Origin of the sequence: Pseudomonas sp. MYb327, assembly GCF_040438925.1 — a bacterium.
Lineage (GTDB): Bacteria > Pseudomonadota > Gammaproteobacteria > Pseudomonadales > Pseudomonadaceae > Aquipseudomonas.
Genome location: NZ_CP159258.1, coordinates 4,185,537 through 4,209,621 on the forward strand (window position 1 = coordinate 4,185,537; position 24,085 = coordinate 4,209,621).

Below are 24,085 nucleotides of genomic sequence, written 5' to 3' on the forward strand. Positions count from 1 at the left end.
AACGCATGTCCACTGCGTTGCCACGTCCGAGAGAAAGTAACGGTCAGTTCGTTTCGCTTTCGCGGATCAGTTTCTTGTTGATCTTGCCGACGCTGGTCTTGGGAATCTCGGCAACAAACTTGAACTGCTTTGGAATCGCCCACTTGTTGATGCGACCGCATTCAACGAAGGTTTTCAGGTGGGTTTCGAGGATTTTGCGGTCGAGGAATTGCCCCGGTTCGCACACCACCAGCGCCATCGGCCGTTCACCCCATTGCTCGTCGGCGATGCCCACGACGGCGACCGACATGACCGCTTCGTGCTCGCTGATCAGGCTTTCCAGTTCCAGGGAGCTGATCCACTCGCCGCCGGTCTTGATCACGTCCTTGATCCGGTCCTTGATTTCCACGCCGCCCATGGCGTCGATGGAGGCCATGTCGCCGGTGTGCAGCCAGCCGTTGTGCCAGAGCTCGGCGCCTTTTTCCGGTTCGTTCAAATAGCCTTGGGTCAGCCACGGTGCGCGCACGACGATTTCGCCTTGGGCCACTCCGTCATGGACGACGTCCTGGCCTTCGGCATCGATGATCTTCAGGTCGACCATTGGCACCGGCGTGCCGGTCTTGATGCGCAGCGGCAACTGGTCGTGCATCGGCTGCTTGAGGTCTTCGTCACGAAGATAGGTCACGCACAGCAACGGGCAGGTTTCCGACATGCCGTAGCCGGCGTGTACCACCATGCCTTTGGCACTGGCTTCGCTAGCGATGCCGAGGGTCAGGGCGCTGCCGCCGAGGAGCATTTTCCAGCCGTCGAAACGGGCAGTTTTCGCCTCCTCGCAGTTAAGGATCATTTGCAGGATGGTCGGCACGCAGTGAGAGAACGTGACTTTCTCTTCGCGGTGCAGCCGGACCAGGCTGTTGGGCTCGTAGCGGCCGGGGTAGACCTGCTTGATGCCCATCAGGGTCGCCACATAAGGCACGCCCCACGCATGCACGTGGAACATCGGCGTGATCGGCATGTACACGTCATCTGAGCGCAGCAGCGGCTGGCCCTGATAGACGCCCAAAGTGCCAACGGCATTCAGGGTGTGCAGGACCAATTGACGATGGGTGAAGTACACGCCTTTTGGCGCGCCGGTGGTGCCTGTGGTGTAGAACAGCGTCGCCACCGAGTTCTCGTCGAAGTCGGGGAAGTCGTACTGGTCCGAGGCCTGGGACAGCACCTGCTCGTATTCACCCAGCACCGGTAGCGACGTGTTGGCGGCGTTGTCGTCGGTGAGCTGGAGGAAGCCTTTGACCGTGGTCAGTTGCCCTTGAATCTGCTCGACCAGCGGCAGGAAATCGTCATGCACCAGCACCAGGTCATCTTCGGCGTGGTTCATGGTGTAGAGCACCTGATCCGGCGACAAGCGAATGTTCACCGTGTGCAGCACTGCGCCGATCATCGGTACGGCGAAGAAGCATTCCAGGTAGCGATGGCTGTCCCAGTCGAGAAGGGCCACGGTGTCACCGGCCTTGACCCCGGCCGCCGTCAGCGCGTTGGCCAGGCGGCGAATGCGCTTGTTCAGCGTCTGGTAGCTGTAGCGCAGTTTGTCGGCGTAGACGATTTCCCGACCCGGCTCGTAGCGCACCCCGGACAGCAGCAATTGCTTGATCAGCAGTGGGTAGGCATAGGCGCCGTCGGCGGGCGCGATTATTTTTGTATTTATCATGTTGGAGTTCCTTGTCCGTGGCTTAGAACTGCGCCGCGTCCAGTTGATAGAGGCATTCGCTGCCAGCCTTGGCCGACGCGCTCAACGAGTGGATTCGTGGCAGCAGACGGGCGAAGTAGAAGCGTGCGGTAGCCAGTTTGCTGACGTAGAAATCGTCCTCGGCGTCGGCGCTCATCGCAGCTTTGGCCATGCGCGCCCACATGTAGGCGTACGCGGTGTAGCCGAACACTTGCAGGTACTCGACCGAGGCCGCGCCGATTTCATTCGGGTTGTTTTGGGCCCGGTCCAGCAGCCACGCCGTCAGTTCGTCGAGGGTGTCGACGGCGGCGTTCAGCGGTTGGGTGAACTCGCCGAGGTCAGCGCAGGCGTTGGCGGTGAAATTACGGATTTCCGACGCGAACAACCGATAGAGCGCCCCGCCGCTGCCGACGATTTTGCGCCCGACCAGGTCCAGCGACTGGATGCCGTTGGTGCCTTCGTAGATCTGGGTGATGCGCACGTCGCGCACCAATTGTTCCTGGCCCCACTCGCGGATGTAGCCATGGCCGCCAAAAACCATCTGACCGTGAAGGGTGGTTTCCAGTCCCATGTCGGTGAGGAATGCCTTGGCCACCGGGGTCAACAGGGCCACCAATTCCTGGGCGCGATTGCGGGTGACTTCATCGTCGCTGAACTTGGCGGTGTCCAGTTGCAGCGCGACGTAACTGGAGAACGCGCGGCCGCCTTCGTTCAGGGCTTTCATGGTCAGCAGCATGCGACGCACGTCCGGGTGGACGATGATCGGGTCGGCGGATTTGTCCTTGTTTTGCGCACCGGTTGGCGCACGGCTTTGCAGGCGATCGCGAGCGTAGGCCAGGGCGTTCTGGTACGAGCGCTCACCTTGCGCCAGACCTTGAATGCCCACGCCCAGACGCTCGTAGTTCATCATGGTGAACATCGCCGCCAGGCCTTTGTTCGGCGCGTCGACGAGCCAACCGGTGGCGCCGTCGAAGTTCATCACGCAGGTGGCGGAGGCCTTGATGCCCATCTTGTGTTCGATGGAGCCACAGGACAGCGCGTTACGTTCGCCCAGCGAGCCGTCGTCATTGACCAGCACTTTGGGTACCAGGAACAGCGAAATGCCTTTCGGTCCCGCGGGCGCATCCGGCATACGAGCGAGCACCAGATGGATGATGTTTTCCGTCAGGTCGTGGTCGCCGCCCGTGATGAAAATCTTGCTGCCGCTGATGGCGTAACTGCCGTCAGCCTGGGGTTCTGCCTTGGTGCGGATCAGGCCCAGGTCTGTGCCGGCGTGGGCTTCGGTCAGGCACATCGAACCGGTCCAGGTGCCGGCGTACATGTTCGGCAAATACTTGGCTTTCAGTTCTTCGCTGGCGTGGGCCTTGATCGACAGGCAAGCACCGGCGGTCAGCATCGGGTACAGGCCGAATGACAGGCTGGCCGCGTTGACCATCTCTTCGACCTGCGCCGAAATCGCCTTGGGCATGCCCATGCCGCCGTACTGCGGATCACCGCCCACACCGACCCAGCCGCCTTCAGCGAAGGCTTGGTAGGCGGCGGCAAAACCGTCCGGCGCGGTGACCGAGCCATTGTTCCAGGTGCAGCCCTGTTCGTCGGTGCTGCGGTTGAGCGGTGCAATCACTTCACCACTGATTTTGCCGGCCTCTTCCAGGATCGCCGCGGCGGTTTCTTCATCGATCACGTCAGCCAGGCCAGGCAAACTGGCCCACAACCGGGACACCTGGAAAACCTCGTTGAGTACGAAGCGCATGTCGCGCAGGGGAGCTTTGTAGTCAGACATCGTTGCTTACTCGGAAGTGGTCACGGCATGCGGCATGCCAAGACGTTCAGTGGTTTCGGTGGTTTCTGCGGCGGTAACAGCAACGGCCTCGACCGCTCGTTCGCGCAGCAGGAAGTACGACAGGGCCGGGATCAGGATCAGCGCGCCAAGCATGTTCCACAGGAACATGAAGGTCAGCAGGATGCCCATGTCGGCCTGGAACTTGATCGGCGACCAAACCCAGCACACCACGCCAGCGGCGAGGGTGATGCCGACCAGCCCGACCACCCGGCCGGTGAACGACACGGCGTTGCGGTAGGCCTGGGACAACGGCATGCCCTGGCGCTGGAAATGCAATTGCACGCTGAGCAGGTACAAGGCGTAGTCCACGCCGATGCCCACGCCGAGGGCGATTACCGGCAAAGTCGCGACTTTCACGCCGATGCCCATGGCCACCATCAGTGCTTCGCAAAGGATCGAGGTCAGCACCAGCGGCAACAGCGCCACCAGTGTGGCGCGCCAGCTGCGGAAGGTGATCAGGCAGAACAGCGTCACCGCCAGGTAGACGTACAGCAGCATGGTGCGGTTGGCCTCACGCACGACGATGTTGGTCGCAGCTTCAATACCGGCACTGCCGGCAGCGAGCAGGAACTGGCGATCTTCGGTGCTGTTTTCCTTGGCGAACTTGTCGGCAATCGCCACCACGGCGTCGAGTGTTTCAGCCTTGTGGTCCTTGAGGAACGCAATCACCGGCATCAGCGAACAGTTGTTGTTGAACAGCTCCGGCGAGTTGACCGAGGCCTGTTGCGCAGCGTAGTTCAGCACGTCCTGGTTACGCTGGATGCTGTTGAGCTTGGGGTTACCTTCGTAGGTGCCCGCGGTGATTTGCCGTACCGCGTTGACCAGCGAGGTGGTCGCTTGCACGCCCGGATACTGTTGCAGCTCCCAGGCCAAACGGTCGGCGAGGGTCAGCGTCTTGTAATTCAGGCAGCCTTCCGGCGCAGTCTTGATCATCACCGCGAACAGGTCGCTGGACAGCGCGTAATGCTGGGTGATGTAGGCGTTGTCGCGGTTGTAACGCGAGTCTGCACGCAACTCCGGGGCACCGCTTTCGAGGTCGCCGATCTTCAGGTTCAGGCTGACCATGAAACCGCCGATGCCCATCAACACTGCAACCAGCACGGCACCAGTGGCCCACTTGCGCGTGGTGAAGCGGTCGAGCAAGTCCCACAGTCTGCCGAAGCCTTTGTGGTGTTCGGCACGGTTGTCGATTTTCAGTGCGCGGTCAGCCGCCTTGGCGCCGACGCCGACGTAAGACAGCGCCACCGGCATCAGCAACAGCGAAGTGAAGATCAATACCGCGACACCGATACTCGCGGTGATCGCCAGGTCCTTGATCACTGGAATGTCGATCAGCATCAGCACCGCGAAGCCCACGGCGTCGGCCAGCAACGCAGTAACCCCGGCGATGAACAGACGACGGAAGGTGTAGCGCGCGGCGATCAGTTTGTGGGTGCCACGGGCGATGTCCTGCATGATCCCGTTCATCTTCTGCGCCGCGTGGGACACACCGATGGCGAAGATCAGGAACGGCACCAGCACCGAGTACGGGTCGATGGCGTAGCCAAGCCAGGCGACGATGCCCAGTTGCCAGACCACCGCGATCAACGAGCAGCCGACCACCAACAGCGTGCTGCGTACGCAACGGGTGTAGGCATAAATGATGATCAGCGAAGTGATAACGGCGAGGCCGAAGAACATCATGACCTGGATCAGGCCATCGATCAGGTCGCCCATTAGCTTGGCGAAACCAATCACGCGGACCTTGTACTGGCCCTTGCCCTCTTCCCCGGATTTACGCGCGGCGCTGTCGCCGGCGTATTCGATCTTGTCGCGCAACTGCTCTTCGAGCATCTGCGAGAACGCGTGGTAGTTGATCGGCTGACCACCCGCGGCGGCTTTATCCAGCAGCGGCACAATCAACATGCTCGACTTGAAGTCGCTGGCCACCAGGCTGCCGACGATACCGGCGCGAGAGATGTTCTGACGCAGCTGTTCGATCTGTTCGGGCTGACCCGAATAGGTGTCGGGCATCACCGGGCCACCCTGGAAACCTTCCTCGGTGACTTCAGTCCAGCGCACCGCCGGGCTCCACAACGACTTCATCCACGCACGGTCGACGCCTTCGGTGAGGAATAACTGATCGTTAACCTGCTTGAGCACGTCCAGGTATTGAGGGTCGAAAATATCGCCCTTGGTGTTCTCCACCACCACCCGCACCGAGTTGCCCAAGCCGCGCAGCGACTGGCGGTTTTCCAGGAAGTTCTGGATGTACGGCTGGCTCTGCGGAATCATTTTTTCGAAACTTGGGCGCAACTCCAGGCGAGTTGCGGCCATGAAGCCCAGGACCACGGTGGCCAAGGCCATCAGCAGCATGAACAGCGGCCGATAGTTGAACACCAGCCGTTCGAGCAGGTTGCCGGAGCGGCGGTCGAAATCGCGCAGATCGCGGATCACCGGCATGGCGTCTTGTTTGATATTGCCCATGTCTGGGTTCTCGCTCTTAGGGTTCGAGGGCTGGATCGGCGGCCAGCGTCCGTGCGCCACGGCTGCCTGCCACTACCAGCGCGCCATCGGCGGACTGGGTAGCACCGGCTATGGGTGTCGGTGTCGGTTTCTGCACCAGATACAGTTGTGCGCCAGAACCCTGGCTCACCAGCATCTGCCCTCCCTGGGTGAACAAGCGGTATTGCCCGCGCGCATCGATGAGGCCGGCGGTGATGCTGACGTGCAGGCCGGTTTTCAGTGCGGTCCAGTTTTGCCCGCCATCGGTGCTGCGCAACACGTTGCCGCGCAGGCCATAGACGAGCACTTCGCCAGGCTTGCCGAGTACGCCGAAGAAGCTGCCCTGATAAGGCGTCGGCACGGCGGCGAAACGCTGGGTGTTGTCATCCCACTTGAGCAACAGGCCTTGCTCGCCGGCGATGTACACGGCGTCGCCGGTGGAGGCGATGGCGTTGAGGTGGAAACCCTGCGGGTTGTCGGTGCGATCCTGGAACGGGGTCCAGGTCAGGCCACCGTCTTCGGTGCGCAGGATCAGGTTGAACACGCCGACCACATAGCCGACTTTGTCGTTGGCGAACCAGACGTCAAGCAGCGGTTTATCCGCGCCTTGATCGACCAGTCGTTGGCCTTCCATAGCCAACTGGGGCCATTGCTCATTGCCCGGCTCGGCGCTGGCCAGCGCCGTGTAATGGTTAACCACTAACGTACCGATCTGGCGGCCGTCGAGTTGCTTGCTCCAGGTCGCGCCTGCGTCGCTGGAATGCAGCACCACGCCGTCATTGCCCACCGCCCAGCCTTGACTGGCGGTCGGGAAGTTAACGGCGGTGAGGTCAGCACTGACCGGCACGGATGCCTGTTGCCAGTGTTGGCCGGAATCATCGGAAAACAGGATGTGACCACGCTGGCCGACGGCGATCACGCGCCCACCGGCGCGGGCCATGCCAGACAACGGGCTGTTGATGGCCAGGGCGCTGACCTTGGCGGGCAGGTCCAGCACATCGACGTAATCGTTCGCATGGGTGATGCCCTGCGACAGGCAGAGCACGACGCCAAATGCCAGCTGCAACATATTATTTTTATACGAACACATACCGCGTCCTCTTCGAAAAACCGCGCCGAGGCACACGTTGGTGTGCCTGACGTTCGAACCTGGCGCCCGCTGCGATCGGCATGCACCGACCGCAGCACGGTTCACCGCCTTGTGAGCAGTGGACCGTACGGGCGCTTTTTTACGGTTGGCTTAGCGAATGCCGCTACCGGCCAGGGATTCCGAAGACCACTGGGCCTTGGAGAGCGGATCGATGTACTTGATGCCGCCGTAAGGGCCGACAACACCGTTGATGTTGTAGGAACCGCCGACCAGGTCGTAGATCATGAACGGCGTGGAGTCCGGAACCTGCTTGTCATAGCTCTGGCTGAGGAAGGCGAACGAACCGCGATAGAGCTGACCACGAGCGTCATATTGATCCGAGGCCAAAGCGGTCCAGCTGTCTTCGTCGAGGTAGAAGCGGCGCTTGGCGTAGATGTGGCGAGCACCGGCCTTGAGCGTGCCTTCGACGACCCACACGCGGTGTTTTTCCCAGCGTACGAAGTCAGGTGACAGGTGATTGGCAGTCGTCAGCGACTTCGGATCCTGCACGTAGGTCAGCTTGTAGGTGTTGTACGGCACGATCATTTCTTGCTTGCCGACCAGTTTCCAGTCGTAGCGATCCAGCGCACCGTTGAACACGAACACGTCATCGTAGGTGCCCGCACCGGCGGTACCAGGGTTTGGCGTGTCGTAGGCCAGGCTCGGCGCCAGTTTGACTCGACGCTGCCCCGGCAAGTACTGCCAGGCGCGACGCGGTTGCTGCAATGGGTTGGCGGCGTCCTTGAGCATGATCGCCTCGCCGGCCCGGCGCGCAGGGCCGGTGTACGCCAGTTTCATCTGGTAATACACGTCGGCGCTGCTGACCGGCTGCGACAGGTTTTCGTAGATCGGGTAAGAGATGTTCGCTTGCCCGGTGGTCGCCAGGCTCGGCACACCGGCCGAGTCGACGTTCCAGGAGTCGTACTTGGAGCTGATGCTGACGCCTTGGTAGCGCAACAGGAAGTTCCACATCGCTTCGTTGCCCGACTGCGGAATAGGGAACGGGATGCCTGGCAGCACGTTGTCGATGGCCAGGCCACCTTCCAGAGACTTGGCGCCGCTGGCGTTTTTCACGCCGTTGTCCAGAATCGCTTGAGGCAGCGAAACGGTGCGGTGCGTCGGGAACACGTCGACACGGAACGTCGGGAAACGCTTGGCCAGTTCTACCGTGGTCGCCGTAAGGAGGCCCTTGTACTGATCGACGTTCTTGCCGTCGATCACCAGTAGCGGTTTTTCACTGGCAAACGGATCCGGGCGCATGCTGTCGCCGGCTTTGAAGCTGGCCGGCGCCGTGGTCAAGCCACCGTTGTAGGCAGGAATGGAACCATCAGCGTTCCCGGCTTTTTCAGCCCCTACCAGGGTCAGGCTGCTGCCGAGCTTGGCAGCTTCCTGAGTCGAAACAGCGGCCTGTGCCTGAGCGGCGAAGACCAAGGCCAGCGAAGCGGCCAACACGGTTTTTACGAATTTCATGTTGTTATTCTCCTGCTTGCGTTAAGCAAATCAGTGGTGAATCAAAAGGTTGTTTTCATCGTCAGGTAAACAGCGCCACGGTCCTCAGTCGTTGCACCACCACCGGAGAAGGCGGAGTAGCCACCGGCGTAACAGGCGTAGTTTTCGTTGCCGCTAAAGGCGTTCGGCGCAGCGCCGTCACCGCCATTCGGACCGGTACTCACACCACTGACATTACACTTGTCGGTCTTGCCGAAAGAGTCCACGTACTTCAGGTCGACAAAGTATTTGTTGTACACGACGGCCCCGAGGCCGACGGCGTAGTTACCGGTGTCTTTGGCACCGCCACCGGAGACCGGTGACACGCCATCGAGACCGACGTTGATGGACATCGGCGCGTTGAGGTCAACACCGGGAAACACCTGGTACCAGGTCGGTGTGAAGTTGACCGCGATACCCCAGTTATCCCGGGTTGGCTGATCGATGCCGCGGTAGGTGCTCTTTCCTTTGTAGAGCGCTTCATTCTTGCTATCGAGCTTGAGCAAGTTGCTGTAGTACAACTCGGCGAGCAGCGTCGCCGAATCGAACACGGGAGTTTTCGGCATGGTCATCAGACCGTTGAGCGTCCAGTGCAGGGTGTCGCCGGTGGCGGCCATGCTGTCGCCCTTCTCCGGGGTGTCATACACCACGCCGGTGGAAGCGGTGCGCGCCGGCAACAGGCCAAGGCCCTGACCCAGACCCAGCGGGCTGGTGGTGCTGACGATCGCCGGAATACTGGCCAGCGGCATGTTGTGGCGAACGTTCAGGTCCGAACCCACGCTCACGCCACCGACGTCCTTGGACAGGCTCAGGCCGACGATCTTGATGTTGTCGGCGTAGGCCATTTGATAGGTGGCCGTGTTCAGCGAGTTGAGCGTGTTGACGACCGCTGGCACTTGCCCTGCCGGACGGGTGCCGTTGGCGTTGGCCGAGCTGATGCCCCTGGCATCCAGCCACGCTTGCGGCAGGATTTCCGAGGTTTCGCGGTAGTAAACGCCGAGGGTGCCGTCCAGCCAGGCGGGTGACCATTTGGCCATCAGGCCCCAGTCACCGCGCTTGTCCGGCGTCAAGTCATGCCCGCGACGTACGTTGGTCAAACCGTTGCACGGCGCCAGGCCACAACCCAGCGGGCTGCCTGGAACCACGGCGTTGGTGTTACCCAACAGGAACGATTGCGCGCCGAAACCGACCAGGTCGGAACCGCCGTAATAGGTGCCCGCTTCCGGCAGGCGCGCTTCGTCCCAATCAAGGAAGTACTGCGCAGCCAAAGTCAGTTCAGGGTTGACCGTGAACGACATCGACAGCTGATTACGCGGAACGAAGAGTTCCTTGGCTTCGGTGCCCGGCGACGCGGCCAGTTTGGCCAGGTCGAGGCCGGATTGGCCGTAGCTGATCGAGTGCACCGGGTTGAGGATGGTCTCGCCCCAGAACACGTTGTGCTGGCCAGCCTTGAAGCTCAGCATCGACTCCTCGCCCACTTCGGTGCTGTAGAACACGAAAGCATCGAGGATTTCTCCGGACGGACCGGTGTAATAACGCGAGGCGTAGTTGCTCAGGTGCGGGCTGCCAAAGCCGACGTTGTCATTGGTGACCGGGGCCAGGCGCGGGTCGTTGGCGACCAGACCGGATGTCGAACCGTTGCCGTTGACGAACGGGTTGGAATTGGAGCCGACGTTTTCATAGGCCTTGTCGTACCAGCTGGCGGCGCTGACGCGGAAGCCCATGTGGTTCTGATAGACCACGTCCATCTCGGTCAACAAGTCGACGCGATTGGTGATGTTGGTCCCGGACTTGCGGAAGTTGTAATCGCCGTCGTTGTTGTTCGGCGTTCCCAGCATGCGCTGGTCAGCGCTTTCGGTGCGTACGCCGTAGTTGTACTTGATGGTGTTATCGATTCGCATGGTCCAGTCCGGATTACCCGTATCAATCTCTGCCCCATGTGCGGCCGGCATAATGGCGGCCAGAATGGCCGACGCCAGCAAGGTGTAGCGTGTGGTGGTGAAGCCGTGACTCTTATTGTTGTTGTGCATTGCGTTGTCTCCGCCTTTTTCTATTTGTTTTTAGCGCAGCCGCCCTCGCGTGACCCGGTGAGGCCAACGTTTCAGGGGTGAGGGCAAATGCCGGTTGGCTGAGTGCCAATCCGACTCCTGTATTAGCGGTCCAGCTGCAGGATCAATGCCTCGGCTTGCGCCCAGTAGCCAAATCCTGCGGCCGGATTGAGATGGCCGACATCGCCCAGATCGAGCAAGTCGGCGCCCCAGTTTTCAGCCATGCGGGTCACGGCTGAAAGACTGGCCAGGTGATCATTGGTGCTGCCGGCCACGATGCTGCGAAAGGGCAGCGGCCCCTTTGGTAGAGGATCCCAACCGTTGCTGCGAAGGGATTCAGGGGATGGATAGTTGGCAGGCCAAGCCGCGTCGAGATCGGGTGGCGCGGCCAGCAGAGCGCCCTTGATCGGACGACTGAATTGCGCCGCCCAGTGCGCGACCATCAACACACCGGCACTGTGGGCGACCAGAATGACCGGCCCGTCGATCTGTTCAAGTTCGTGCTGGATCGCCCGGACACGCGCCTGGCAATCGAGCTTGTCGGTTTCCAGCGGCGGCACACTGCGTACCTTGCTCAGCCTGGCTTCCAGCAGCGTTTGCCAATGCTCGGCAACGTGCTCGCGCAGACCGGGTACGATCAGAACGGTGGCAGCAGTTTGCAGTTTATCCACGTCAACACCTTCGCTTTCTCGATGACTCGACTGGCTCTTTCGCCAGGGGCTTTTTGTAGTGTCGACATTAAAGAGCGGCCACCCCGCACGCTTTACATTGGACGTCATGCACTTTTCTTTTGATGACAAATTGTCGGACACTCAGACGTGTGACCGATGGTCTAAAATCACCGCAGGTTGGCGCAGGGTCACTGTAATCAACGGATGAGGTGCAATTGCTGCATAACGTGCAGATCGCCGGGCACGGGACAGCATGAAAACATCCGTTACATGACAACTGTTCAACAGCCCACGTGCTGGATATAGTCGCCACGCTCACGCCAATTGCCATCGGCCCAGGGAAGACCTTCGAATGCCCAAGTTTGTTCGCGCCGCCGTGTTGACCAACTACCTGGAGGTTACCCAGTACCTGGGTTTCAACCCGCGTGACGTATTGGCGGACGCAGGCCTGAGCCGAGCCCAGTTGCTAGCCCCTGAGTCGCGCATCACCATCGATTCCGCCGTGCGTCTGCTGGAAGATTCGGCGGCCGCCAGCGGCTGCCAGACTTTCGGCCTGAGCATGGCCGAATCGCGCCAGCTCTCGGACTTCGGCGTGGTCAGCTTGCTGCTCAGCCACCAGCGCACCTTGCGCGACGCTTTGCAGGTGGTATTGAACTACCGGCACCTGATGAACAATTCGCTGGCGATCTTCGTCGAAGAGGCCGGCAAAATGGTGATCATCCGCGAAGAGGTGGTCACCGAATCGCCGATGCCCAGCAAGCAGGCCACTGAATTGGCCATCGGCGTGATGTTCCGGCTGTGCGCCGCCCTGCTCGGCAGCCACTGGCATCCCTACAGCGTCAACTTCATGCACCAGCCGCCGGACAACCTGCAACTGCATCGACGCCTGTTCGGTTGCAACCTGGAGTTTGGCAGCGAGTTCAACGGCATCGTCTGCCCCAATACCAGCCTCGACCTGCCAAACCCCCATGCCGACCCCGCCATGGCCCGTTACGCCCAGAGCTACCTCGACTCGCTGCAAAACGACGAAGGCGCCTCCTTGCTGTTCGAAGTGCGCAAGGCCATCTACATGCTGTTGCCCATGGGGCGCGCCACCATCGAGCAAATCGCCCAGACCCAAGGCATGAACGTGCGCACCCTGCAACGCCGCCTAAAGGAAGACGGATGCGCCTTCAACGACGTGATCAACGACGTGCGCCGCGACCTGGTGCTGCGTTACCTGGAAAACCCGAACTACTCGCTCAGCCGGATTGCCGACATGCTCGGCTATTCGATGGCGAGTTCGTTTACGCGGTGGTTCATCAACCAGTTCGGCATGCCGCCGGCTAACTGGCGGGCGCAAAAGCAGGGGGCTGCGAAAACGCCGGGGGATGCTGCGGGGCAATCAGTTCCCAAAGAAACCTGATTCGGCCCGAGATGAGCGTTGCGGTTGAAAAGCGACTAACGGGGATGATCTCGACGTTGATGTTAATCCAACAGTCCAGCGCCAGTAACCCACCCCGCGCACAGCGAGCCCACGCGGATCGATGACCGCGAGCGTGGGCGTTGCGTGATGCTCACCGGGATTGTTCACGCGCTCTCGATAGCATTCGCTGTCGCGTGGCGTCTACTGTCAGAAATTACAGGTGGATGCCACGGCTCTAATCTTTGACAGCCAAAAAAAACGGCGACTGCTGGTACAGTCGCCGTGTAAAGACCGGTGTTTATGACACCGGTCGAGAGCTTCACTGTGACGAGGAGCCAGCCCAGTGAAGCCCTGCCATAAACCTTGCGTTCTCAGAGCCCCCAGCGCAGCAACAACAGCACCAGCACGACGAGGAACACCGTCTCACCCACCATCAGCAGGATCGGTTTGATCCCGACCGAAGCCAGCTCCTTGAGCCGGGTCTTCATGCCCAGTGCGCTGATGGAGATCACCAGGCACCAGCGCGACAATTCGTTGACCGAACCTTGCACCGCCGGGGCTATCCAACCGGTGCTGTTGATGCACGCCAGAATCAGAAAACCGACGGCGAACCACGGCAGCAACGGTGGACGTTTGCCAGTCGGGTCGGCGCCCTGCATGCGAGTGATCATGGCGGCGGTGACGATCACCGGCAGCAGCATGGCAACCCGCATCAACTTGACCACCGTGGCCGTGTCGCCGGTCTCGGTCGACATGCTGTAGCCGGCACCGACCACCTGGGCCACGTCGTGGATGGTGGCGCCGAGGAACACGCCCGCCACCTGCGGCGACAAATGCAGCCAGTTGGCGATCATCGGGTAGACGATCATCGCCATGGTCGACAGCGCGGAAACGCCGATCACCGTGAACAAGGTCGCGCGTTCTTTCTGCGGATGATTCGGCAGCGCTGCCGCCAGGGCCAATGCCGCCGACGCACCGCAGATCGCCGTCGCGCCACCGGTGAGCATGCCGAACAGGCGTTGAAAGCCCAGAGCCTTGGCCGCGATCACGGAAACGCTGATGGTCACCACCACCAGGATTACCACCAACGCAATCGGCTTCCAGCCCAGTGCTGCCATTTGTTCGAGGGTGATGCGCATGCCCAGCAGCGCCACGCCGATGCGCAAAACGGTGCGTGCAGTGAATTCGACACCGGCCTTGCACGGGCCGTCATCGGCAAGAAAATTCAGTGCCATGCCCAACAGCAAGGCAAACAGCATGACCGGCGCACCGTAGTGCTCCGACAAAAACGACGCAGCGGCCGCCACGATCAGGCTGACGATAAAGCCCGGGGCCAATTCGCGTGTGCGGCTATGGATACGGGTGAGAGCGATGGCGCTCATGGCGCGGCCTCCTCGGGAACAATGACGATAAACGCCTGGTCGTCGATGATCTCGACCGGGTAGCTGTTGACTTTGACCAGTTTGGAATTGAGCAAATAGCCGCTATGCAAATCGAAGCGCAGGCCATGGGCGCAGCATTGAATCACCCGACCATCCAAACGCCCGCCACACAGCGAGGCGCCCTGGTGCGGGCAACTGTCGTCGATAGCGAACAGCTGTCCGTCGACGTTGAACAACGCCAGGCTTTTGTCTTCGAATTCGAATAGCGCCCGGCCACCGGCCTGCGGGTGTTTCCCGGCAGGTACGGGGATGCGCCGGGTCATGCCGGTTGCCGCTCGAGTTCACTGTCCTTGAGTGCCTGGTTCATGGCCCCGAGCAGCGCCTGAGCCGGTTGTGCACCGATGACCGTCAGGCGGCGGTCGAACTGAAAGCTCGGCACGCCACTGGTCGCGTCGGGAGAACCTTCAAATGGCGTGCCGTCGCCCTTCAGGCAATCGAGCACCACGTCCGTATCGACACCGCAGGAGCGGACGATGGCGAGCAAGGTCTCTCGGCACCCGAGGTTTTCGCGTCTCTGGAAATACGCGGCGAACATCCGTTCGAGCAGCATTTCACGCTGCGCTGTATTACCCAGTTCACTCACACGCTCGAACATACGATGGGCGTCGGCGGTGTTGGGCATCGTCTCGATGCGGCTGAGATCGATGGTCAGTCCAACCGCCGAGGCTGCCTGCTGTACTTGTGCCTGACGCATGGTCACTGCGTCGGCATTGCCCAGGCGCTTGCGGTAGAAATCGGCGAAGGGCTCACCCTCTGCTGGCAACTGCGGCAGCAACTGCGTGCCATGCCACACCGTGGTGATCTTCACGTCCGGGTGGCGACTAAGGAACTGTACCTGCGCATGCTCCAATTGGCGTTTGCCGATCAGGCACCAGGGGCAGATAAAATCGAAAAACACATCAATCTGTAAACGACGACTCACAACTTCACCTCTATCCCGGCGGCACTGACTGGTTCAGGCACGCTCTGACCTTCAAGCCGGGCGATATCTTTTTGGTAATGACACTTGGCGTAGAAGAACACCGCTGCCGCCGCGAGGCTGACCAGTGGCACCAATTGGAACGCGGCATGCAGGCCGATGAGGTCGGACACACGACCCGTGAGGAACGGCCCGGGCGCCAGGCCCAGCAGGTTATTGGCCAGGGTCAGCGTGGCGAACGCCGTACCGTGGACCGAGTAATGGGTCAGGTTGGCAACCATCGCGCCGGCAGGGCCGGTGGTACCGGTGGCAATCAGCATGCCCAGGCAGATCAGCAGCAGTTGCAACGGTCCCGCCTGCAAGGCAAACGCAGCGGACAGCAACAGGCAGCTGCCCAGGCAGAAGCCGATGGCCAGGCTGACCTTGCGCTCCGGCGAGTTGCGGCACAGGCGATCACTGAGCATGCCGCACAGGATCATCCCGGCGCCGCTGCACAAGACGATGATCGCCGCCATGCCGCCAGCCTTGTCAGTGGGCATCTCGTAGTAGCGATTGAGATAGCTGGGAATCCACACCATCACCGTGCCGCCAACGAACAGCTGCAAGCCACTGCCAATGTAAGTCGCCACCACCGAACGGCTGGACCACAGCGTACTCAACGGACGCTTGACCGCTGCCACTTTGCTCGCCAGTTGCGCTGCACGCTTGGGCGCAATGCGCGCTTCCTTGACGATGATCGGGTAAAGCACCGCCAGCACCAGGCCGAACAGCGCCATGCCGGCAAACGACCAGCGCCAGCCGAGCTTGGCCGCAATCGCACCGCCCAACGCCATGCCCAGCACCGAGCCGAACATGCCGCCGGCCATGAAGGCACTGGCCAGGGTGGCGCGCATGTGTTTCGGAAACACCGAAATCACGACCGCGATGCCGACGCTGCCGTAGGCTGCTTCGCCGACGCCGACCATGAAGCGGGCGATGAACATTTGCTGATAGTCCTGCGCCAACGCGCAGCCCAGCGTAGCCACACTCCACAGCATCGCCATCAGTGCGAGGCTTTTGACCCGGCCGAAGCGGTCGGCCATCAACGACAGCGGGAATGTCAGCAGGCCGACCATCAGGGCAACGATGCCACTGAGCAGCCCGAGCTGGCCGTCGCTCAAGGCCCATTCGCCCTTGAGCAGCGGGAACACCGCATTCAGGACCTGACGCGACATGTAATCGGAAATCAACAGGCCGAACGTCAATGCAAAGACGATCCAGGCATATTGGCGCGCAACGCCGACTTCGCAGGAGTCGTCATCGTCGGCGGCGATTGGGTGAAAGGCCATGCAGCCTCCTCAAAAGCTTTTATTTATTGTTGTTATCAAGCGTGTTGCAGTGCAGCGGACGAGAGGTCACGGCCCCTCGCCCGGACCAAGGATCAGCCGCGTTGCGGCACACCTTTTTGCCCAGCCTTGCGGTTGGGGGCCATACCGTTTGCGAGCAGGGTTTCTTCGATGCTCTGGTACTGCACGCCGATGCGGTAGATCTCGCGGGCTTCTTTGCCGGTAGCGATTTCACGACCCAGCTCATGGGCAATGCGCACGGTTTGCTTGATCTGTGCCACCGAGCCGAAACGCTCGCCCTTGTGATCAATAATAGTGTCTTCGTTGCCCACACGCGGGTGCAGCCCCATGGACATCGCCATGGTGTTGAACGGCAGCACGTTCTTGAGCAGCGACTCGGAAGTCAGGGTGCAACCGTCCGGAACGCGGTGAATGAAGTTGAAGAAGTTGAACGGGTTCGGGCCGTCGAAACCACCGCCGATGCCGATCCAGGTCAGGTTCAGCGGGCCTTTGTAGACGCCACGGCGCACCAGGCGCTCAAGGGTTTCCAGCGCGTGCATGCCGGTCAGCTGGAAGTGCGGCTGAATGCCGTTGTCCATCAGGCGCTTGAGGTGCTCGGCAACCCAGGCCGGGCCGGCCGGCACGGTCATCTCGCTGTAGGCCGCGTGGATCATCGGGTTGTCCAGAGAAGTGCCCTTCAGGTACTCCGGATACAGCAACTCCATGATGTTCATCTGGGTGGTGTTGATCGCCACCGTGACCTGGTCCGGTTTTGGCGTCAGCTCGGCCAGCATGTGGCGAGTGTCGTCGGACAGCCACTTGGCGGCTTCACCATCGCTTTCCGGAGCGAAGGAAATCGAACCGCCGACCTGGATGATCATGTCTGGCACGGCTTCACGCACACCGGCGATCAGCTCGTTGAATTTCGACAGGCGCTTGGAGCCCTTGCCGTCCAGTTCACGCACGTGCAAGTGCAACACGGTGGCACCGGCTTCGTAGCATTCAACCGCTTTCTGGACCTGTTCATCCATGGTCAGCGGGATGTCTTCAGGGAAGTCTTCCGGCATCCATTCCGGGCCGTACGGGGCTACGGTGATGACTACCTTTTCCATGTTTTCGGGGTGCAGGGAATCGTCGAAGAATTGCATGATTACTCCAGTTCTTATGCCAGTTCTTATGATTGTCCCGCCCACCCGGGGTCGCGCCGGGCAGACGTATTTACGAGTTCGAATGCAGAGCGGTCGATCAGTAAGTCTTTTCGCCGATAATCCCGGCGCGCTCCATCTTGCGATGGCACGGCGGGTAATCCATGACGGCGTAGTGCTGGGTACTGCGGTTATCCCAGATGGCGATGCTGTTGGGTTTCCAGCGCCAGCGCACTTGATACTCAGGGATGTACGCCTGGCTGATCAGGTAGCGCAGCAACTCGCTCGCGCCGGGGTTGGCGTCCTGGCCGAAGCGCACCCGCTCAGGGGTGTGGTAGTTGCTCAAGTGCGTGGTGAAGGCGTTGACGAACAGCACCTTCTCGCCGGTTTCCGGGTGAGTGCGCACCACCGGGTGCTCGGCATCCGGGTACATCGCCTTGAGCGCCAGACGCTTCTCGATCGGCATGGCCGCACCGAAGCTCGCTTCGATGCTGTGGCGGGCGCGCAGGTCGGCAATCTTTACCTTCACATCTTCAGGCAGACGCGCATAAGCCTCGACCATGTTTGCCCACATGGTGTCGCCGCCCACTGGCGGGCATTCCACACAGCGCAGCACGCAACCCATCGGTGGCGCATCGCGCCAGGTCGCATCGGTGTGCCAGGCGTTTTCGTAACGGTCCATCGGCTGGTCCGGATTCTTGTAAATCCGCACCAGTCCCGGATGCTCCGGGTCGCTGCCGGCCACCGGGTGATCCTCCAGCTCGCCGAAGCGACGGGCGAAGGCCACGTGATCGGCGCGGGAGATTTCCTGGTCACGCAGGAACACCACGCGATGCTTGAGCAGTTGGTCACGAATCTCGGCAAACAAGCCGTCGTCGTGCACGGCGTCGGCGAGGTTGACGCCGATCAGTTCGGCGCCAATGGTGGCGGTCAATTGTTCGACTTTCATGGCTGGCAGCTCCTTAAATGACGAAAATCGACGAGCCGGTGGTCTTGCGTGACTCAAGGTCGCGATGGGCCTGCACCGCGTCCTGCAACGCGTAGTGCTGGTTGATCTCGATCTTGATTCGGCCGCTGCCAACATGGTCGAACAACTCGCCAGCCAGCTCGGCTTTTTCGGCCGGGTCGCTGATGTAGTTGGCCAGGGCCGGACGGGTCAGGTACAGGGAACCTTTCATCGCCAGCATCACCGGGTCGAACGCCGGGATCGGCCCCGACGCGGTGCCCACGCAGACCATCAGGCCACGGGGTTTCAACGAATCCAGCGACCCCATGAAGGTGTTCTTGCCAACGCTGTCGAACACGACGTTGACGCCCACGCCATCGGTCAATTCGCGAACGCGAGCGGCGACGTCTTCATGGCTGTAATTGATCGTATGGTCGCAACCGTGAGCCCGGGCTATTTCAGCCTTTTGTTCGGTCGACACGGTGCCAATCACGTTCAGCCCGAGCAATTTTGCCCACTGCGAAACGATCAGGCCGACACCACCGGCAGCAGCGTGCAGCAGAATGCTGTCGCCGGCCTTGAAGTCGTAGATGCGGCGCATCAGGTACGAGGACGTCAGCCCGCGCATGGTCATCGCGGCGGCGGTCTCGAAGCTGATGGTTTCCGGCAGCTTGATCAGCGGCGCGGCCGGAATCAGGCGCTCGGTACTGTAGGCGCCGAGGGTGTTGAGAAAACCGGTGTACGTAACGCGGTCGCCCACCTGGACGTTAGTCACGCCCTCGCCGATGGCCTGGACCACCCCGGAGGCTTCAACGCCCATGCCGTTAGGCATCGGAATCGGGTAAGTACCATTGCGGAAGTAGGTGTCGGCATAGTTCAGGCCAACGGCTACATGACGAAGACGGACCTGGCCAGGACCGGGTTCGCCGACTTCGACGTCCTCATAGCGAAGAACATCGGGACCACCGGTTTCGTAAAAGCGTACGGCTTTGGCCATTATTTTTATTCTCCAATCTGCAAGTTGGCTGTGGCATCGAATTGCACTGATTGGACTGTAGGTTGCGGCCTGATGCGACGCTTCTCATCAGGCGACAATGGCTTTTCATTTCATGACAGGTGTGGCAGCCCCCTCCTCGGCTATTCGATCTGAATAGGCCCTTTGGTGCCGGCACCACTGTCGGTCCAGTAGTCCTCGTTCTCCAACCGCCGGTCGCCCTGGATCGTGAAAGTGAGCTTGCCCTGGCGAAATTGCAGCGTGCCATCGGTGCGCTTGGCCTTGACCCGTTCGCCGTTGACCCAGACGTTCTCCTTGGAATCGATACGAATGGTGGCGACCGTCGCGCCGGCATCACTCTTGGCGACCCACTGCCCGGCGTACGGGGTCTGGGTGGTTGTACTGTCGTCGGCGGCTGGTGCTTGGGGATTGCTGAATCCGGCCTTGGCGTTTTCAGCCTTGCTCTTGTGGATGTCGCACCCCTCCAACTCGCTGACCTGGGTGCAACCCGAGGCCTCAAGCTGTTTGCGGTACTTGTCGTTGATGGCGTAGGCCGGGGATTGGCCCAGGATCACAAGGGCCAGCGCCGGCAGGATAAATCTGTTCATGCGTACCTCTGTGCAATTAAAAATGTGTTGAAGCGCCGACAAACGGCGTTGCCGATTCACATTAGCCTGTCCTGCCGCCACCTGCGATATCATCGCCCGCCTCTGCGCCCCAAGAGCCCTGACCCGGATGTCCGTAACCCTGCCACCGCCCACCGATCTTAATTCCCTGCCACCGGTACTCGCCGGCCCGCTGTTGCGGCGTCTGGAACCCACGCGGCTGGTGTTGTGGCTGGTGGCTTCGCGAGTGCTGGAACTGACCTTGCGCATGCAGGGTGTCGCCGATATCCGCCTCGACGCCGGGCAGTGCACGGTGATTGCGGTGGGCACTCATGCTTTCGTGCATTTGATCGATGTGCAACTGGACAACGCTCTGCCCTGTGATGAGCGCATCGAATACGACCTGTTGATGAGTGACGGCAAAGGTATCGCCGATTGGGCGCCGCATCTGCTTTATGGCGATGCTGTGCGTCCGAATTTCGTCCTGCGCTCGCGGATCGATCAGTTGCTGCACGGATCCTGCCGCAAACCCCATCACCCGGCGGCCGACGGTCTGCTCTGCGTCGATGCCCTGTTGGCGCAAGCACACGATGCCAGGGAGCGCCCGGCGCTGCTGATGATGAGCGGCGACCAGGTCTACGCCGACGATGTCGCCGGGCCAATGCTGCGGGCGATTCATGCCTTGATCGAGCGGCTGGGTTTGTTCGGTGAGCACCTCGAAGGCGCCGTCGTCAGCGACAGTGCCGAACTGTACGGCCACGCTGCCTGCTACTACCACCGCGCCGATTTGCTGCCGGCACTGAAGAGCAACGAAACCCTGCGTGATCGCTTCTTCGGCGGTGTGCGCAAGCCGATTTTCACCAGCAGCAGTGCCGACAATCATTTGGTGACTTTCGCTGAAGTCATGGCCATGTATCTGTTGGTCTGGTCGCCGACGCCTTGGTCGCTGATCGCACCAAAGCCGCCGAAACTGATCAAGGAACGGCGGGAGCGTTATGCGCTGGAACAGACGCGCATCGACGGTTTCAAGGCAGGCCTGGGCAACGTAGCGCGAGCGCTGGCGCATTTGCCGACGCTGATGATTTTCGACGACCACGACATTACCGATGACTGGAACCTTTCCGCGCAATGGGAGGAGACGGCCTACGGCCATCCGTTCTCCAAACGCATCATCGGCAACGCGCTGCTCGCCTACATGTTGTGCCAGGGCTGGGGCAACAACCCGGATGCGTTCCGCGGCGTACTGGAAAAAGCTGGCTCGTTGAGTGCCACCGGTCAAGACCGCTACCTCGACAGCCCGGTGCAGGACGCATTGATCGATGAGTTGCTGCGTTTCCAGCAGTGGCATTACGTGCTGCCCACCAGCCCGGCGATGGTGGTGCTCGACACCCGCACGCGGCGCTGGCGCAGCGAGATGACACTCAAGCAACCCTCGGGTTTGCTCGACTGGGAAGCCCTCAGCGAACTGCAACAGGAACTGCTGGACCACCCGTCAGCAATCATCGTTTCGCCAGCGCCGGTGTTCGGCGTCAAACTGATCGAGACCGTGCAACGGGTGTTCAGTTGGTGCGGCTATCCACTGTTGGTGGACGCGGAAAACTGGATGGCCCATCGCGGTGCGGCGCAGGTGATCCTGAACATTTTCCGACACTCGCGGACACCGGGTAACTACGTGGTGCTGTCAGGCGATGTGCATTATTCCTTCGTCTACGAAGTACTGATCCGACACCGCAAGGCCGGGCCGCGCATCTGGCAGATCACCAGCAGCGGCATCAAGAATGAGTTTCCGCCGAGACTGCTGGAATGGTTCGACCGCCTCAACCGCTGGTTGTACTCCCCACGCTCGCCGCTCAACTGGCTGACCAAACGTCGGCGCATGCGCATCGTCCCGCACGTCCCGGAGCATGCTGAAGCGGGCGAACGGCTGTGGAACTCGGCGGGAATCGGCCAGGTGTTCTTCAATGAACAAGGGCAGCCACGGGATATTTTCCAGCACAACGCCAATGGCTCGCCGAAAACGCGGATGGTGGCGCCTGAGGGAGATGATTAAAAAACCTGTGGGAGCGAGCCTGCTCGCGATGGCGCCCTGACAATCACCCTCGAAGTGCCTGATGGATTGTTTCGCGAGCAAGCGTGCTCCTACGACGAATCGGTGTCGCCCATGGATCTCACCCGAACCCTGATCATCGGCAATTCCGGTTCCGGCAAAAGCTGGCTGGCGCAAAGCCTGGCCGAGCAAATCCAGGCGCCGTGGACCGATCTCGACCTGATTCACTGGCTATCCGACGAACACAGCATCGCCCGCCCCCGCGCCGAAGCATTGGCCCTGGCGCGGATCGCTGCCGGTGCAGAGCGTTGGGTGATCGAAGGTGTGTACGGCTGGATCGTCAGCGAGCTTTTGCCTCGAGCGACAGCACTGATCTGGCTAACCGTTGACGACGAAACTTGCATCGCCAACATTCGCCAGCGCGAGGCGAAACGGGATAAGAAGGATGAGTTGCTGGTCGCGTTGCTGGAGTGGGCCGGCAGCTATCGGTTGCGTGAGGACTCCAGTGGATTTGGCGTACATCAGCAATTATTCGAAAGTTTTGTCGGCTCAAAATTTCAGCTGCAGAACCGGGCAGATATCACCGAATTCGCAACGCAGAAAATCCCCCTGTAGGAGCATATTTCAAGCGACTTTTATCGAGTGGCTCACCCCTCTCACAATCATCTCCACCTCCCGTTCATCGATCGTCAGCGGTGGCAGCAGGCGAATGGTCTGGCCCCGGGTTACGTTGATCAGCAAGGCGTGATCCCGTGCGGCGATAAGGCTCAGGTCGCGGATCGGTTGCTTGAGTTCGATGCCGATCATCAAACCCCGGCCGCGGATCGCTTTTATGTTCGGGCTATCCGCCAGTTCCATGCGCAACCTGCCGAGCAGGCGTTCGCCCTGTAGCCGCGCGTTGTCCAGCAACGCTTGTTCTTCGATGATTTCCAGCACTGTGCAACCGACCCGGCAAGCTAGCGGGTTACCGCCGAACGTGCTGCCGTGGCTACCAGGGGTAAAGAGTTCGGCGGCTTTGCCACGGGCCAGGCAGGCGCCGATCGGGATGCCGTTGCCGAGTCCTTTGGCCAGGGTCATGACGTCGGGAACGATGCCTTCGTGCTGGAAAGCGAACCACTGGCCGGTCCGGCCGATGCCGGTCTGGATTTCGTCGAGCATCATCAACCACGAGCGCCGGTCGCACAGTTCACGCACGGCTTTGAGATAGCCGGGCGGCGCCAGTTGCACGCCGCCCTCGCCCTGAATCGGCTCCATCAGAATCGCCACGATGCGCGCGCCATAGACCTGCTGCACCTGGTCCAGAGCCTGGAGATCGCCGAACGGCACTTTGACGAAATCCCCCGGCAATTTGTTGAACCCCAATCTGACCGCCGGGCCATCGCTGGCGGACAGGGTGCCGAGTGTCCGGCCATGAAAAGCGTTCTCCATGACCACCACCAGCGGCTGTTCGATGCCTTTGTGCCAGCCATACAGCCGCGCGATTTTCAGCGCTGTTTCATTGGCCTCGGCCCCTGAATTGTTGAAAAACGCCCGGTCCATGCCCGCCAGTCCGGTGAGTTTGTGTGCCAGCCTCTGCTGCCAGTCGATGCTGTAGAGGTTCGAGGTGTGAAGGAGCAAGCCGGCTTGCTCACTGATGGCTGCGACAATTTTCGGGTGGGAATGGCCTACGTTGGTCACCGCCACCCCGGCCACTGCATCGAGGTATTCACGACCGGCCTGATCCCACAGTCGCGTTCCCAGGCCTTTGCTGAAACTCAAGGCCAGGGGTTGGTAAGTGCTCATCAGGCAGGCGGCGGTCATGACATCAGGCTCCATCAATTGTCGGTGTTTTTGCAGTATGGTTATCCACCTGAGCTGGATAAACGCTGCAAAACTTCAATCATTTAAAA

At 60.8% G+C, this 24,085-nt stretch carries 19 protein-coding genes; 3 read left to right on the forward strand and 16 right to left on the reverse strand.

Annotated elements, in window-relative coordinates; genetic code table 11:
* Window positions 1-43: 43 nt before the first annotated feature.
* The 7 genes from ABVN21_RS18910 to ABVN21_RS18940 form a co-directional block, all read right to left on the reverse strand.
* On the reverse strand, window positions 44-1,687 hold the full coding sequence (locus tag ABVN21_RS18910; RefSeq protein ID WP_339553424.1) for a fatty acid--CoA ligase: 1,644 nt from the start codon (window positions 1,685-1,687) through the stop codon (window positions 44-46).
* A 22-nt stretch (window positions 1,688-1,709) separates the two neighbouring features.
* On the reverse strand, window positions 1,710-3,488 hold the full coding sequence (locus ABVN21_RS18915) for an acyl-CoA dehydrogenase C-terminal domain-containing protein (RefSeq protein WP_339553423.1): 1,779 nt from the start codon (window positions 3,486-3,488) through the stop codon (window positions 1,710-1,712).
* Window positions 3,489-3,494: 6 nt separating this feature from the next.
* On the reverse strand, window positions 3,495-6,014 hold the full coding sequence (locus tag ABVN21_RS18920) for an MMPL family transporter (RefSeq protein ID WP_339553422.1): 2,520 nt from the start codon (window positions 6,012-6,014) through the stop codon (window positions 3,495-3,497).
* A gap of 16 nt (window positions 6,015-6,030) precedes the next feature.
* Window positions 6,031-7,122: a YCF48-related protein gene (locus tag ABVN21_RS18925; RefSeq protein ID WP_339553421.1), complete on the reverse strand. Its 1,092-nt coding sequence runs from the start codon at window positions 7,120-7,122 to the stop codon at window positions 6,031-6,033.
* A gap of 150 nt (window positions 7,123-7,272) precedes the next feature.
* Window positions 7,273-8,631 (reverse strand): DUF1329 domain-containing protein, encoded by a 1,359-nt coding sequence (locus ABVN21_RS18930; RefSeq protein WP_339553420.1) that lies wholly within the window; start codon window positions 8,629-8,631, stop codon window positions 7,273-7,275.
* A 41-nt stretch (window positions 8,632-8,672) separates the two neighbouring features.
* Window positions 8,673-10,679 (reverse strand): DUF1302 domain-containing protein, encoded by a 2,007-nt coding sequence (locus ABVN21_RS18935; protein ID WP_339553419.1) that lies wholly within the window; start codon window positions 10,677-10,679, stop codon window positions 8,673-8,675.
* Between the two features lie 122 nt (window positions 10,680-10,801).
* Window positions 10,802-11,368 (reverse strand): alpha/beta hydrolase, encoded by a 567-nt coding sequence (locus ABVN21_RS18940; RefSeq protein ID WP_339553418.1) that lies wholly within the window; start codon window positions 11,366-11,368, stop codon window positions 10,802-10,804.
* A gap of 352 nt (window positions 11,369-11,720) precedes the next feature.
* Here ABVN21_RS18940 and ABVN21_RS18945 point away from each other — a divergent pair, with 352 nt between their 5' ends.
* On the forward strand, window positions 11,721-12,773 hold the full coding sequence (locus ABVN21_RS18945) for an AraC family transcriptional regulator (RefSeq protein WP_339553417.1): 1,053 nt from the start codon (window positions 11,721-11,723) through the stop codon (window positions 12,771-12,773).
* Between the two features lie 371 nt (window positions 12,774-13,144).
* Here ABVN21_RS18945 and ABVN21_RS18950 read toward each other — a convergent pair whose 3' ends face one another.
* From ABVN21_RS18950 to ABVN21_RS18985, 8 genes are all read right to left on the reverse strand, one after another.
* A complete protein-coding gene (locus ABVN21_RS18950; protein ID WP_339553416.1) occupies window positions 13,145-14,155 on the reverse strand; it encodes a putative sulfate exporter family transporter in 1,011 nt (336 codons plus the stop codon).
* Entirely contained in the window at window positions 14,152-14,478 is a 327-nt protein-coding gene (locus tag ABVN21_RS18955; RefSeq protein ID WP_339553415.1) for a Rieske 2Fe-2S domain-containing protein, read from the reverse strand. The genes ABVN21_RS18950 and ABVN21_RS18955 overlap by 4 nt, the downstream gene beginning before the upstream one ends.
* Window positions 14,475-15,137, reverse strand: a complete 663-nt coding sequence (locus ABVN21_RS18960; RefSeq protein ID WP_339553414.1) for a DsbA family oxidoreductase — start codon at window positions 15,135-15,137, stop codon at window positions 14,475-14,477. The genes ABVN21_RS18955 and ABVN21_RS18960 overlap by 4 nt, the downstream gene beginning before the upstream one ends.
* On the reverse strand, window positions 15,134-16,462 hold the full coding sequence (locus tag ABVN21_RS18965) for an MFS transporter (RefSeq protein WP_339553413.1): 1,329 nt from the start codon (window positions 16,460-16,462) through the stop codon (window positions 15,134-15,136). The genes ABVN21_RS18960 and ABVN21_RS18965 overlap by 4 nt, the downstream gene beginning before the upstream one ends.
* A gap of 92 nt (window positions 16,463-16,554) precedes the next feature.
* A complete protein-coding gene (locus ABVN21_RS18970) occupies window positions 16,555-17,607 on the reverse strand; it encodes a 3-keto-5-aminohexanoate cleavage protein (RefSeq protein WP_339553412.1) in 1,053 nt (350 codons plus the stop codon).
* Window positions 17,608-17,704: 97 nt separating this feature from the next.
* Window positions 17,705-18,553 (reverse strand): TauD/TfdA family dioxygenase, encoded by an 849-nt coding sequence (locus ABVN21_RS18975; RefSeq protein WP_339553411.1) that lies wholly within the window; start codon window positions 18,551-18,553, stop codon window positions 17,705-17,707.
* Between the two features lie 13 nt (window positions 18,554-18,566).
* Window positions 18,567-19,547 (reverse strand): quinone oxidoreductase, encoded by a 981-nt coding sequence (locus ABVN21_RS18980; protein ID WP_034147007.1) that lies wholly within the window; start codon window positions 19,545-19,547, stop codon window positions 18,567-18,569.
* A gap of 140 nt (window positions 19,548-19,687) precedes the next feature.
* Entirely contained in the window at window positions 19,688-20,152 is a 465-nt protein-coding gene (locus ABVN21_RS18985) for a hypothetical protein (protein ID WP_339553410.1), read from the reverse strand.
* 127 nt (window positions 20,153-20,279) lie between these two features.
* On the opposite strand from ABVN21_RS18985, the gene ABVN21_RS18990 reads away from it, so the two are divergent.
* Window positions 20,280-22,199, forward strand: coding sequence for an alkaline phosphatase D family protein (locus ABVN21_RS18990; RefSeq protein ID WP_339553409.1), 1,920 nt, complete (start codon window positions 20,280-20,282; stop codon window positions 22,197-22,199).
* 111 nt (window positions 22,200-22,310) lie between these two features.
* On the forward strand, window positions 22,311-22,811 hold the full coding sequence (locus ABVN21_RS18995; protein WP_339553408.1) for an adenylate kinase: 501 nt from the start codon (window positions 22,311-22,313) through the stop codon (window positions 22,809-22,811).
* Between the two features lie 9 nt (window positions 22,812-22,820).
* Here ABVN21_RS18995 and ABVN21_RS19000 read toward each other — a convergent pair whose 3' ends face one another.
* Window positions 22,821-23,996, reverse strand: coding sequence for an aspartate aminotransferase family protein (locus ABVN21_RS19000; protein WP_339553407.1), 1,176 nt, complete (start codon window positions 23,994-23,996; stop codon window positions 22,821-22,823).
* Window positions 23,997-24,085: the final 89 nt, after the last annotated feature.

What these genes read in the sequence shown, in the direction of transcription:
- ABVN21_RS18955 (WP_339553415.1), bottom strand. Translation starts at nt 14,478, where the DNA reads ATGACCCGGCGCATCCCCGTACCTGCCGGGAAACACCCGCAGGCCGGT.
- ABVN21_RS18930 (WP_339553420.1), bottom strand. Translation starts at nt 8,631, where the DNA reads ATGAAATTCGTAAAAACCGTGTTGGCCGCTTCGCTGGCCTTGGTCTTC.
- ABVN21_RS18970 (WP_339553412.1), bottom strand. Translation starts at nt 17,607, where the DNA reads ATGCAATTCTTCGACGATTCCCTGCACCCCGAAAACATGGAAAAGGTA.
- ABVN21_RS19000 (WP_339553407.1), bottom strand. Translation starts at nt 23,996, where the DNA reads ATGACCGCCGCCTGCCTGATGAGCACTTACCAACCCCTGGCCTTGAGT.
- ABVN21_RS18920 (WP_339553422.1), bottom strand. Translation starts at nt 6,014, where the DNA reads ATGGGCAATATCAAACAAGACGCCATGCCGGTGATCCGCGATCTGCGC.
- ABVN21_RS18975 (WP_339553411.1), bottom strand. Translation starts at nt 18,553, where the DNA reads ATGAAAGTCGAACAATTGACCGCCACCATTGGCGCCGAACTGATCGGC.
- ABVN21_RS18950 (WP_339553416.1), bottom strand. Translation starts at nt 14,155, where the DNA reads ATGAGCGCCATCGCTCTCACCCGTATCCATAGCCGCACACGCGAATTG.
- ABVN21_RS18915 (WP_339553423.1), bottom strand. Translation starts at nt 3,488, where the DNA reads ATGTCTGACTACAAAGCTCCCCTGCGCGACATGCGCTTCGTACTCAAC.
- ABVN21_RS18980 (WP_034147007.1), bottom strand. Translation starts at nt 19,547, where the DNA reads ATGGCCAAAGCCGTACGCTTTTACGAAACCGGTGGTCCCGATGTTCTT.
- ABVN21_RS18995 (WP_339553408.1), top strand. Translation starts at nt 22,311, where the DNA reads ATGGATCTCACCCGAACCCTGATCATCGGCAATTCCGGTTCCGGCAAA.
- ABVN21_RS18965 (WP_339553413.1), bottom strand. Translation starts at nt 16,462, where the DNA reads ATGGCCTTTCACCCAATCGCCGCCGACGATGACGACTCCTGCGAAGTC.
- ABVN21_RS18935 (WP_339553419.1), bottom strand. Translation starts at nt 10,679, where the DNA reads ATGCACAACAACAATAAGAGTCACGGCTTCACCACCACACGCTACACC.
- ABVN21_RS18990 (WP_339553409.1), top strand. Translation starts at nt 20,280, where the DNA reads ATGTCCGTAACCCTGCCACCGCCCACCGATCTTAATTCCCTGCCACCG.
- ABVN21_RS18985 (WP_339553410.1), bottom strand. Translation starts at nt 20,152, where the DNA reads ATGAACAGATTTATCCTGCCGGCGCTGGCCCTTGTGATCCTGGGCCAA.
- ABVN21_RS18910 (WP_339553424.1), bottom strand. Translation starts at nt 1,687, where the DNA reads ATGATAAATACAAAAATAATCGCGCCCGCCGACGGCGCCTATGCCTAC.
- ABVN21_RS18925 (WP_339553421.1), bottom strand. Translation starts at nt 7,122, where the DNA reads ATGTGTTCGTATAAAAATAATATGTTGCAGCTGGCATTTGGCGTCGTG.
- ABVN21_RS18945 (WP_339553417.1), top strand. Translation starts at nt 11,721, where the DNA reads ATGCCCAAGTTTGTTCGCGCCGCCGTGTTGACCAACTACCTGGAGGTT.